The organism is Mesorhizobium sp. WSM4807 (assembly GCF_055811615.1).
The window spans coordinates 64,291-75,449 of record NZ_JBVVQY010000005.1 but is presented as its reverse complement, the minus strand read 5'-3'; the positions used below and the strand labels follow the sequence as shown (position 1 = coordinate 75,449).

The following is an 11,159-nucleotide window of genomic DNA, read 5'->3' as shown; positions in this document are numbered from 1 at the left end:
TAGTTCCGGTAGGTTCTGTCCCGGCTAACCAATCCTTGACTGGACGCTCGCCGCGCCGGCGTGCACTTTCGACTGGGCTGTCTGGAGATGACGGTGATCGATCGGCGAACCCTGCTTTTGATGTCGATGGCTTTGTTGCCGGCCGGCGCTGCGGCGGCATCGCGCCGGCGCTCGCCGTCTCCGCAAACCTTCGACTACGGACCCGCCAGGCTCGACATCTACTCGCTTGATGGCGCAAGCTCCCTGCCTGTGGTCCTTTTCATCCATGGCGGTGCCTGGCGGGCCGGCAATCGCACCAACGTCAACGTCAAGCCGGCCTTCCTGCTCGACAACGGCTTCTGCTTCGTCTCCATCGACTACCGGATGCTGCCTAAGGCCGATGTCGCCACCCAGGCCGACGATGTCGAGCAGGCATATCGCTACGTGCGCGCCAACATCGCCAGATACGGCGGCGATCCGAACCGGATAGCGGTCATGGGGCATTCGGCCGGCTGCCATCTCGCTGCACTGACCGGGCTGCGCGGCGGTCTGCCCGGCGTCGCAGCGCTGGTCCTGAACGATACCAGGGCCTATGACCTGGAGGCGCTTGCGAGGAGCGGCGGCATGACACCGGCCTATGCCCGGGCCTTTCCCGATCCGGCGCAGTGGCGCGCACTGTCGCCTGCCACCCATGTCGGGAGCCGCAAACATCCGCCGACCGTCATCGCTTATTCGCCCGCAGCGGGTCGTGCGGCAGCCTCACGGGCCTTCGCCGAGCGCCTGCGGGCGACCGGAACGGAGGTGACACTGTTCGACGGCAGCGCCTATTCGCACATGTCGATCAATCGCGATTTCGGCGACGAAGGCGACGCCTTGACCCATGCGGTGATGATTTTCCTGAAGGCGGCGCTCGGATAGAGCGGTTCATCGTTTCACGGAAACGCCGAACCGCTCTATCTCTTTGTTTTTGCGCAATTCCCTAGGGAAAGCGCTATGCGCTTTTCCCGGGAAAACCGTTTCACACTTTTCCTGGAATTGCTCTAATGCCTACCACCTGGTCTTTTCGTCCGGCGCGGCCGGCTCGATCGCCAGCGCATGGACACCAGCCTTCAGTTCGTCGGCCAGCAATGCGTTGACCGCGCGGTGGCGCTCGATGCGGCTCATGCCGGCAAAGGCTGAGGAGACGATGCGGACGCGGAAATGCGTCTCGCCGGTGCCGTCATAGGTGCCGTGATGATCGGCGTCCTGATGGTGATGGCCGGCATGCAGATGGCTTTCGTTGATGATGACCAGCCGCTCCGGCGAGAACGCCTTCTTCAACTTGCCTTCCATCGTCGACTGTATGGACATTCGTACTTCCCTTCACCACATATGGCCGGCGCATGACCCCGAAAATCGGTGCCCTTTGCGCGTCCAGAAGGACGCGCGGTGCCGCCGCCGCGACAAAATTCGCCGATCGCCCGCTTTATGCCGCGATTCAGCGGTTAGGGCGATCATCGCGAAAATGTCAATTCTTGTTTCGCACCGGCGAACAGCCCATAAATGGGTGAGATGAAACCGTATCCCAAATATTTCGAGAAAATCCGCATCCGCCCGGAGAAGGATGCGGAGCTGAAGTCGCGCTCGCCGATCTGCCAGTGGGACGGTTGCAAGGAGGCCGGCACCCATCGCGCGCCGGTCGGACGCATGAAGGAGGGCGAATATTTTCAGTTCTGCTTCGATCATGTGCGCGAGTACAACAAGGGCTTCAATTATTTCTCCGGTGTCCCCGATACCGAGATCGCCCGTTTTCAGAAGGAAGCGATGACCGGCCACCGGCCGACATGGAAGATGGGCGTCAACGGCGCCTCGACGCGCTCCTCGCCCGATTTCGCCCAGCAGCGTTCCGGCCGCGCCGGCTACTACAACCGCATGCGCGATCCGTTCGACCTGTTCAAAGGTCCGAAGGATCCGCGCGAAGCCCGCGAGCGCAAGGCCAAGCCGCTTGAGGCCAAGGCGCTTGAAACGCTTGGCCTTGATACAAAGGCGACTGGCACGGACATCAAGGCGCGTTATAAGGAACTGGTGAAACGCCACCATCCGGATGCGAATGGCGGCGACAGAGGTTCGGAAGACCGGTTCCGCGATGTGCTCCAGGCCTATCGCGTGCTCAAGCAGGCAGGATTGTGCTGAGCGACCTTACGGTTCGTGTCGTTTTCAAACTTTCATAAGGTTGGAAAAGGCTTTAAGACCGCCCCCGGACAAAATCGATTGCCGGCGAAATCAGGCGTTTCGCCCGTGGAGATGTTGATAAAGATGAACAAGGTCGATCGCGACATCGCCAACCTGCCCGACACCACCGTGCCGGTGAAGGAGAAATTTGGCTTCGAGTCCAAGATGGTGGTGCCGGCCTATTCGGTGACGAGCGAGCATGTGCCCGACATCGATCCGGACTACCTGTTCGACAAGAACACGACGATGGCGATCCTCGCCGGCTTTGCCTATAACCGCCGCGTCATGGTGTCGGGCTATCACGGCACCGGCAAGTCGACGCATATCGAGCAGGTCGCCGCCCGCCTCAACTGGCCTATGGTGCGCGTCAATCTCGACAGTCATGTCAGCCGCATCGACCTCGTCGGCAAAGACGCAATCGTCGTCAAGGAAGGGCTGCAGATCACCGAATTCCGCGACGGCATCCTGCCCTGGGCCTACCAGCACAATGTCGCGCTGTGCTTCGACGAGTACGATGCCGGCCGTCCGGACGTGATGTTCGTCATCCAGCGCGTGCTGGAATCGTCCGGCCGGCTGACGCTGCTCGACCAAAGCCGGGTCATCCGCCCGCATCCGGCGTTCCGGCTGTTCTCGACCGCCAACACCGTCGGTCTCGGCGATACCACTGGCCTTTATCACGGCACCCAGCAGATCAACCAGGCGCAGATGGACCGCTGGTCGATCGTCACCACGCTGAACTATCTGCCGCACGACAATGAGGTGAACATCGTGCTGGCCAAGGCCAAGCACTATCGCGACGGCAAGGGCAAGGAGATCGTCAACAAGATGGTGCGTGTCGCCGACATGACGCGTTCGGCCTTCATCAATGGCGACCTGTCGACTGTCATGAGCCCGCGTACGGTCATCACCTGGGCCGAGAATGCCGAGATCTTCGGCGATATCGGCATGGCGTTCCGGCTGACCTTCCTCAACAAATGCGACGAACTGGAACGCTCGCTGGTCGCCGAGTTCTACCAGCGCGCCTTCGGCCAGGATCTGCCGGAATCCGCGGCGAATGTGGTGCTGGGGTAAGCATGGCTCGATTCCGATTTTCGGGGTCATGCTCCAAGGAATGATCGATGGCGGGTCCGGGCGACAACACGCGCAACAAGTCGAAGACGGGTTCTGAAGCCGACAGCTTCAAGCGCGCCGTCACCGTCTGCATGCGCGCGATCGCCGGCGACAAGGACCTCGAAGTCGGTTTCGCCAAGGATCGGCCGGCGCTCGCCGGCAGCCGCGCCCGTCTGCCCGAACTGCCGAAAAAAGCGTCCAAGGCCGACATCGCCATCACCCGCGGGCTCGGCGATTCCATGGCGTTGAAGCGCGCCTGCCACGACACGCGCATCCACACCAGGCTGGCGCCGGAGGGCAAGCAGGCCCGCGCCATCTACGATGCGGTCGAGCAGGCCCGCGTCGAGGCGATCGGCTCCCGCGCCATGCAAGGTGTGGCCGACAATATCGGCTCGATGCTCGAGGACAAATACGCCAGGGCCAACCTCATCGACGTCAAGGACAAGGCCGATGCGCCGATCGAGGAAGCGCTGGCCCTGATGGTCCGCGAAAAGCTGACCGGCCGCGCCGTGCCGAAGAGCGGCGAGCGGCTGGTCGACCTCTGGCGCCCGTGGGTCGAGGAGAAGGCAAGCGCCGATCTCGACGGGCTGTCGGCAAAGCTCGACGACCAGCAGGCGTTCGCCCGCGTCGTGCGCGAGATGCTGGCTTCCATGGAGATGGCCGAGGAACTCAGTGACGACCAGGAGACCGAAGACTCCGAAGACAATGACGAAAACCAGCCGCAAGGCGAGGAACAGAGCGAGGAGGGCGGCGAGGACGATTCCGGCTCCGAGCAGTCGCAGTCCGACGATACCGAGGCGTCGTCCGACGACGAGCAATCGGCCGAGACGGAGGCATCCGATGCCACCGCCGACGACCTGTCCGACGATGACGACGCCGATGCCGAGACACCCGGCGAGGCGCGCCGCAACGACAATCCCTTCACCAACCTGTCGAAGGAGATCGACTACAAGGTCTTCACCACCGCCTTCGACGAGACGGTGGGTGCGGAGGACCTGTGCGAAGAGGAAGAACTGGATCGGCTGCGCGCCTTCCTCGACAAGCAGCTTGCCAACCTGTCGGGCGTCGTCGGCCGGCTGGCCAACCGGCTGCAGCGCCGGCTGATGGCGCAGCAGAACCGGTCCTGGGATTTCGACCTCGAAGAGGGTTATCTCGATCCGGCGCGGCTGGTGCGCGTCGTCATCGACCCGATGCAGCCGCTGTCCTTCAAGCAGGAACGTGACACCAAATTCCGCGACACGGTGGTGACGCTGGTGCTCGACAATTCGGGCTCGATGCGCGGCCGGCCGATCACGGTCGCCGCCACCTGCGCCGACATTCTGGCGCGCACGCTGGAACGCTGCGGCGTCTCGGTCGAGATCCTCGGCTTCACCACCCGCGCCTGGAAGGGCGGGCAGGCGCGCGAGAAATGGCTGAAGGAAGGCAAGCCGCCAAATCCTGGGCGGCTCAACGATCTGCGCCACATCATCTACAAATCCGCCGACCATCCGTGGCGGCGGGCGCGGCGCAATCTCGGCCTGATGATGCGCGAGGGCCTGCTCAAGGAAAACATCGACGGCGAGGCGCTGCTGTGGGCGCACAACCGCCTGATCGCCCGGCCGGAGCAGCGCAAGATCCTGATGATGATCTCAGACGGCGCACCGGTCGACGATTCGACGCTGTCGGTCAATCCGGGCAACTATCTCGAACGGCATCTGCGCGCGGTGATCGAACTGATCGAGACGCGCTCGCCGGTCGAGCTTTTGGCCATCGGCATCGGCCACGACGTTACCCGCTATTACAGGCGCGCCGTCACCATCGTCGATGCCGAGGAACTGGCCGGCGCCATGACCGAGCAACTGGCCTCGCTGTTTGGCGAGGAAAGTACGCGGGACACGCGGCGCGGCGGCATGCGGCGCGCCGGATGATTTTTTCGCGGGGCGGCTTTCGGCAGACGCTTTTCGCCGCCACAGCGCTGTTCGTTGCCGGCATCGCCTTGTCGCCTTGCATCGCCGCCGGCACCGCTTCGGTCGAGCCGATCGAAATCTCGGCACGGCCGATAGACCGGTTTCACATCGGCCGTGACGAGAAGCGGTTCGGCCCGCTTGAATTCGTCGGCGGGCTGGAAATGACCTCGCCGTCACGCGATTTCGGCGCGCTGTCGGCGTTTCGCTTCCTCAAGCCCGGCAGTGATTTGATCGGCGTCGCCGACACCGGTTTCTGGTTCTTCGGCACGGTTACCCATGATGCCGACAAGCGCCCGTCCGGCATCCGGAATTTCCGTATGCAGCAAATGGCCGACGAGGCGGGCCATGTGATCGATGAGAAATGGCAGGTCGACGCGGAAGGGCTTGCGGTCAAGGACGGCATTGCCACAGTCGGCTTCGAGCGCGATCATCGCATTGCACAGTTCAAGATCGAACCGGGCGACATGAAGCCGCCGTTCAGGCAGCTCGACTTCCTGGTTCCTGCCTGGGAGCTCCGACGGAATCGCGGCTTGGAGACCATCACCCACGCCAATCCTCACGGGCAGCACGAAGGCGGGCTGGTCGTGGTCTCGGAAAAGAGCCTCGACAAATCAGGCAACATCTATGCGGCTGTTATCGAAGGGCCGCACAAAGGCGTTTTCACCGTTAAGCGCAACGGCGATTTCGATATCACCGACGGCGCCTTCCTGCCGGACGGCGACCTCTTGCTTTTGGAGCGCAGCTATTCGATGGCCCGCGGCGTCAAGATCCGGCTGCGGCGCATCTATGGCGAGAGCGTCGAGAAGGGCGCCGTTGCCGACGGGCCGGTGCTGATGGAAGCCGACATGAGCTACCAGATCGACAACATGGAAGGGCTAGACGTCTGGACCCGCGACGACGGCGCGCTGATGGTGTCGCTGATCTCCGACGACAACCACTCGATGCTGCAACGCAATCTCTACCTGGAATTTGTGCTGCACGAGGATTGAGAGGCGGTCGGCAAGGGACGGCCGATAACAAGTCTACAGCTTCGCGCCGGTTGCCGCAGGCCGGGGTCCGTTGGTCGCGATCCAGATAACGTGGCGGGGGCCGCGCTTGCCGTTGGCGCGGACTTTGACTTCCTCGACCGCGAAGCCCGCCTGCTTGAGCCTGCGGGTAAAACCGCTGTCGGGTCCCTGCGACCAGACCGCCAGCACGCCGCCGGGCGTGAGCGCTGCTCTTGCGCTGATCAGCCCGGCTATACTGTAGAGAGCATCGTTGGCTTGGTGGACGATCCCTTCCGGACCGTTGTCGACGTCGAGCAGGATGGCATCCCAGGCCGAGCCTTCCGATCGTATGAGCTGCCCTACATCCATTTCGCGAACAGTCACGCGTGGATCGTCGAGACAGCCACCGAACACCGAGGCCATCGGGCCGCGCGCCCACGCCACGACGGCTGGTACCAATTCGGCGACAACGATACGGGCATCGGCGCCAAGCCCGGCGAGAGCGGCACGCAGCGTGAAACCCATGCCCAGCCCGCCAATCAGGATTTTCGGCTGGCTACGGCCGGCAATCCTTTGGCAGGACAGCCGGGCCAGCGCTTCCTCGGAGCCGCTGAGGCGGCTGTTCATCAGCTCGTTCGAGCCGAGCATGATCGAGAATTCGGCACCGCGTTGTTTTAGGCGAAGCTCATGTCCGCCGTCCGCCGTTTTCGCGGTACCGAGCTGGACCCATGGGATCATGCTCGAGAACCTGTAAGCATGATCTTTTCCGAACCGAAGGTCAGCGATAGCAAAAACCGGTTCCCACCTTCAGGGATCATGCTCTATGCCGCCAGTGCCGGCTGGCTCCAGCGGGCGGCAAGCAGCCGGTAGGGGATCAGCGCCACCACGGCGATGATCAGCTTCACGCCGAGGTCGCCGAGCGCCCATGACACCCAGCGCATGGTCTCGACCGGAAGCACGCCCATCAGCGGCGCGGTTTCGAGCGCGAAGCCATCGTTCGGGCCAGCGAAGGCGAAAGCCGCCGAAAAGGCGACGGTGAAGAACACGGCGGTGTCGAATACCGAGCCGACCAGCGTGCCGACGATCGGCGCCCGCCACCAGCTCTGCCGGCGCAGCTGGTTGAATACGGTCACGTCGAGCAATTGCGCGATCAGGAACGCGGTGCCGGAAGCCGCCGCAATGCGCACCAGCCGGTCGGCGGCCGTTTCGAACTCGATCAAGCCGTAGCGGAACAGCAGGGGCGGGATGACGACCGAGCAGATTACCGCCGCCGTGAAGCCGACAAACACGATCCGGCGCGCCACGGCCGGACCGTAGCGGCGGTTGGCAAGGTCGGTGACCAGGAAGGAGAACGGATAGGTGAAGGCGCCCCAGGTCAGAATGTCGGCCAGCGACAAGCCGCCGATCGCACCTTGCAGCGGGAACTGCACGAGGATGTTCGACGCCACCACGACAAGCGCCATGGCCGCAACAAAGGACAGATATCGGGAGACAAAACTCATTTTTTTATCCTGGGTAATGGAACCAGCGGGGTGTCATGCCGAGTTCGGACGACACTCCTTGGAAGGCGGTTGCCTGAAAAATTAAGCGGCCGGCTGTTCGGCAAGCTTCTTGGCGATCTGCTTCTTCAGCAGGCGCGCGCGCTGCGACAGCTCCTTGGCGTCGGCCTTGGCAAGGAACGCATCGAGGCCGCCGCGATGCTCGACCGAACGCAGCGCGTTGGCCGAAATGCGCAGGCGAACATTCTGGTTCAGCGCTTCCGAGATCAGCGTCACATTGACGAGATTGGGCAGGAAGCGACGCTTGCTCTTGTTGTTGGCGTGGCTCACATTGTTGCCGGACATGACTGCCTTGGCAGTGAGTTCGCAGGTGCGGGACATGGTTCTAAACCTTCAGTTCTCGGTCTGGCCAAACATTCGACCCGCGCCGGGTGGCGCGCAGTTTCGGTCAGGCGGCCTTATGGAAAAAGTTGGCGTTCCATAGTTGCATTTCGCCGATGCGTCAAGCTCCGGCTTGCGCGCGGGTGTGACGACGCCTTTCACATAAAGGCCGGAATTCAGCCTATAAGCGGTCGCACAAGGAGATACCAGGCCGGAGTTGTCCGCTTCCGCTGAAAAATCGAGGATCAATCCCCGCCATGCTTCGTTCGTCTCTTGCTCTCCTTGCCTCGCTTGCCGTGGCGCTGCCGACGGCAGCGTCTGCCGCCACGCCACAATCCTTCAAGGGCGAGTATACGGTATCGATCCACGGCTTCTCGGTGGCCAAGGCAAGCTTTTCCAGCAGTTACGAAGGCGACACCTATTCGATCGACGGCAGCGTCTCCAGCGCCGGCCTCGCCACAATATTCGACGACACGCGTGGCACGGTCTCGTCAAAGGGCACGATTTCGGGCAAGCAATTGCAGCCGCAAGCGTTCCGCGCCGACTACAAGTCGGGCGAGAAGGCGTCGATGATCGATATCCAGTTCGCCAATGGCACTGTTACCGCGACGAAGGTCGTGCCTGCGCCGAAGAAGCGCAATCCCAAGAATTGGATACCGCTGGGCGCCAGCCATCTCGCGTCGGTGCTTGATCCGATGGCCGCCACTGTCATCCATGCCGATAGTCTCGACAAGGTCTGCGGGCGCACGGTGAAACTCTATGATGGCGAGATGCGCGCCAATCTGACGCTGACCTACGATTCGAAAGGCTCGACCTCGGTGCGCGGCTACAAGGGCGATACCGTCACTTGCAGGCTGGGCTTTGAGCCGGTGGCGGGGTACCGCAAGAACCGCAAAGCTTTGAAGTACCTGAAGGATCGCAGCCGCATCATGGTGACGTTTGCGCCGGTCGGCCAAACTGGCGTATATGCGCCGATCCACGCCACGGTCAGCACGAAAATCGGCACTCTCACCGTCAGCGCGGAGCGGTTCGAAGCAACAGAATAGGCGCGATCGCGCGCCGCCGGAGACGGACATGGGGCGCGCAACACTGATCGGCTTCTCGGCGGTCGCCATGTGGGCGCTGCTGGCGCTGCTTACGGACGCTTCCGGCGCGGTGCCGCCGTTCCTGCTTTCGGCGATCACCTTCACGATCGGCACCAGCGTCGGGCTCGTCGCGCGGCTGTTCATGCCGGCCGCCGCCAGCCGGCAGAAGATACCGCCGCAAGTGTGGGTGATCGGCATTGCCGGCCTGTTCGGCTATCATTTCTTCTATTTTACCGCGCTGCGCAACGCACCAGCGGTGGAGGCGAGCCTCATCGCCTATCTGTGGCCGCTGCTGATCGTGCTCGGATCGGCGCTGATGCCGGGCGAGCGGCTGGCCTGGAACCATGTCGTCGGCGCACTGCTCGGTCTTGCCGGCACTGTCCTGATCGTCACCAAGGGTGGCGGGCTTGCCTTCGACGCACGCTATGCCTTCGGCTATGCGATGGCCGGCGTCTGCGCCGTGCTGTGGTCGTCCTATTCGCTGTTGTCGCGCCGCTTCCCGTCGGTGCCGACCAGCATCGTCACCTGGTTCTGTGCGGCTACGGCAGCGCTTTCGCTTGTCTGCCATCTCATGCTGGAAGAGACGGTGCTGCCTGTCGGCGCCGGCCAGTGGCTGGCCGTGCTCGGCCTCGGGCTGATGCCGGTGGGCGCGGCCTTCTACGCCTGGGACATCGGCGTCAAGCGCGGCAACATCCAGGTGCTGGGCGCGGCGAGCTATGCCGCGCCGCTGCTGTCGACGCTGGTGCTGATATCAGCCGGTTTCGCCGAACCGTCCCTGCGCGTCCTCGCCGCCTGCGTGCTGATCACCGGCGGGGCGGCTCTTGCGGCGAAATCGCTGTTCTTGCGCAAGCAGGCAACGCGCGAGGCAGGGGCATGACGCCGTTTCCCGGCGGCATCGACGCCAACGCCAATGCGACGCTGCTGTTTTCGCTGGCGGCGGCGGTAATCTACGCCTTCACCATCGACATGCCGCCGAAGCTTGCGCGTTCTGCGGTCAAGACACTGGCCGTGGCAATGCTTGCCGTGCTGGCATCGCTGCAGGGCGGTCCGTGGCTGCTCGTCGCTGCGCTGACGCTCAGTGCCATCGGCGACGCGTTCCTGTCACGCGAGGGTGAAAAGGCTTTTCTCGGCGGGCTGGCCAGTTTTCTCGTTGCGCATGGGCTTTACATCGCGCTGTACCTGCGCTTCGGCGACGGGGTCGGGCTGCTGTCGGCCGAGCCGTGGCGCGCGGCGATTGCCATGGCAATGGCCGTGTTCGCGCTCGCCATGCTTTTTGCGCTCTGGCGCCGTGTCGGCCCCGCCTTGCGCCTTCCGGTCAGCGTCTATATCGCGGCAATCCTCGCCATGGCGATTTCAGCCCTCACCCTGAGCAATTTCTGGATCATCGGCGGCGCCGCGCTGTTCATCGCGTCCGACGGGCTGCTCGCCTCGGAAAAGTTCCTGCTAAGCGCCATCTCGCCACACCGCGCCTGGATGCGCAACGCGGCCTGGATGCTGTATTACGCCGCCCAGCTGGCGATCACGATGGGTTTCCTGTTGGGCTAGGACTCCAACCCGATTCGGCCAGTTCGAAGGCGGCGAAATCGAAGCCCGGCGCCACGGTGCAGCCGAGCAGCGTCCACTCGCCTAGGCTGCGTGCCGATTGCCACCAGCCTGCCGGCACGACGATCTGCGGCCGCTCGCCCGCCGCCAAGGCCGCGCCGAGCACCTGCTCGATCACCGGCCCGTTTTCCCGATGCATCGACAGTGCCAACGGGGCGCCGGCATAGAAATGCCAGACCTCGGCCGCGTCCTTGACGCGGTGCCAGGCCGACACTTGCTCCTGCTCCAAAAGGAAATAGATCGCGGTCGAATGGCCGCGCGCGCCCTCCGCGCCATCGCGGAAGGTCTCGGCATACCAGCCGCCTTCCGGATGCGGTTTCAGGCCGAGCGTTGCGATGATTTCGGCGGAACTGGTCATGA

13 protein-coding genes are annotated in these 11,159 nt (G+C 63.4%); 8 read left to right on the top strand and 5 right to left on the bottom strand.

Annotation, left to right across the window (positions count from 1 at the left end; translation table 11 throughout):
• The first annotated feature begins 93 nt into the window (after positions 1-93).
• Positions 94-897 (top strand): alpha/beta hydrolase, encoded by an 804-nt coding sequence (locus AC0L3N_RS08145; RefSeq protein WP_473546909.1) that lies wholly within the window; start codon positions 94-96, stop codon positions 895-897.
• A 129-nt stretch (positions 898-1,026) separates the two neighbouring features.
• On the opposite strand, the gene AC0L3N_RS08140 is transcribed toward AC0L3N_RS08145, so the two are convergent.
• Positions 1,027-1,329, bottom strand: a complete 303-nt coding sequence (locus AC0L3N_RS08140; protein WP_473546907.1) for a BolA family protein — start codon at positions 1,327-1,329, stop codon at positions 1,027-1,029.
• Between the two features lie 192 nt (positions 1,330-1,521).
• Between AC0L3N_RS08140 and AC0L3N_RS08135 the strand changes: the two genes are divergently transcribed.
• From AC0L3N_RS08135 to AC0L3N_RS08120, 4 genes are all read left to right on the top strand, one after another.
• Positions 1,522-2,151 carry a J domain-containing protein gene (locus AC0L3N_RS08135; RefSeq protein ID WP_473546905.1) on the top strand — a complete coding sequence of 210 codons (630 nt, stop codon included), beginning with the start codon at positions 1,522-1,524 and terminating at the stop codon, positions 2,149-2,151.
• Between the two features lie 123 nt (positions 2,152-2,274).
• Positions 2,275-3,261 carry a cobaltochelatase subunit CobS gene (gene cobS / locus AC0L3N_RS08130; protein ID WP_258121816.1) on the top strand — a complete coding sequence of 329 codons (987 nt, stop codon included), beginning with the start codon at positions 2,275-2,277 and terminating at the stop codon, positions 3,259-3,261.
• Between the two features lie 47 nt (positions 3,262-3,308).
• Positions 3,309-5,207 carry a cobaltochelatase subunit CobT gene (cobT, locus tag AC0L3N_RS08125; protein WP_123148610.1) on the top strand — a complete coding sequence of 633 codons (1,899 nt, stop codon included), beginning with the start codon at positions 3,309-3,311 and terminating at the stop codon, positions 5,205-5,207.
• A complete protein-coding gene (locus AC0L3N_RS08120; RefSeq protein ID WP_123148611.1) occupies positions 5,204-6,235 on the top strand; it encodes an esterase-like activity of phytase family protein in 1,032 nt (343 codons plus the stop codon). Before cobT ends, AC0L3N_RS08120 begins: the two co-directional genes overlap by 4 nt.
• Before the next feature lie 33 nt (positions 6,236-6,268).
• On the opposite strand, the gene AC0L3N_RS08115 is transcribed toward AC0L3N_RS08120, so the two are convergent.
• The 3 genes from AC0L3N_RS08115 to rpmB all read right to left on the bottom strand — a co-directional run bounded on the left by AC0L3N_RS08115 (position 6,269) and on the right by rpmB (position 8,112).
• Positions 6,269-6,970, bottom strand: a complete 702-nt coding sequence (locus AC0L3N_RS08115) for a polyamine aminopropyltransferase (RefSeq protein WP_473546903.1) — start codon at positions 6,968-6,970, stop codon at positions 6,269-6,271.
• 83 nt (positions 6,971-7,053) lie between these two features.
• The gene (locus AC0L3N_RS08110) at positions 7,054-7,734 is read right to left on the bottom strand and encodes a queuosine precursor transporter (protein ID WP_473546901.1); all 681 of its coding nucleotides are present in this window, start codon (positions 7,732-7,734) and stop codon (positions 7,054-7,056) included.
• Between the two features lie 81 nt (positions 7,735-7,815).
• Entirely contained in the window at positions 7,816-8,112 is a 297-nt protein-coding gene (gene rpmB, locus AC0L3N_RS08105) for a 50S ribosomal protein L28 (RefSeq protein WP_023797188.1), read from the bottom strand.
• Positions 8,113-8,369: 257 nt separating this feature from the next.
• Between rpmB and AC0L3N_RS08100 the strand changes: the two genes are divergently transcribed.
• Genes AC0L3N_RS08100 through AC0L3N_RS08090 form a run of 3 tightly spaced genes read left to right on the top strand, consistent with a single transcriptional unit; the run spans position 8,370 to position 10,742 of the window.
• Positions 8,370-9,158 (top strand): DUF3108 domain-containing protein, encoded by a 789-nt coding sequence (locus tag AC0L3N_RS08100; RefSeq protein WP_123148615.1) that lies wholly within the window; start codon positions 8,370-8,372, stop codon positions 9,156-9,158.
• Positions 9,159-9,186: 28 nt separating this feature from the next.
• On the top strand, positions 9,187-10,074 hold the full coding sequence (yddG, locus tag AC0L3N_RS08095; protein WP_123148616.1) for an aromatic amino acid exporter YddG: 888 nt from the start codon (positions 9,187-9,189) through the stop codon (positions 10,072-10,074).
• Complete coding sequence (locus tag AC0L3N_RS08090) at positions 10,071-10,742, top strand: lysoplasmalogenase family protein (RefSeq protein WP_123148617.1); 672 nt, start codon at positions 10,071-10,073, stop codon at positions 10,740-10,742. Before yddG ends, AC0L3N_RS08090 begins: the two co-directional genes overlap by 4 nt.
• On the opposite strand, the gene AC0L3N_RS08085 is transcribed toward AC0L3N_RS08090, so the two are convergent.
• Positions 10,717-11,157, bottom strand: coding sequence for a cupin domain-containing protein (locus tag AC0L3N_RS08085; protein ID WP_473546899.1), 441 nt, complete (start codon positions 11,155-11,157; stop codon positions 10,717-10,719). The two genes, AC0L3N_RS08090 and AC0L3N_RS08085, sit on opposite strands and share 26 nt — an antisense overlap.
• Between the last annotated feature and the right edge of the window lie 2 nt (positions 11,158-11,159).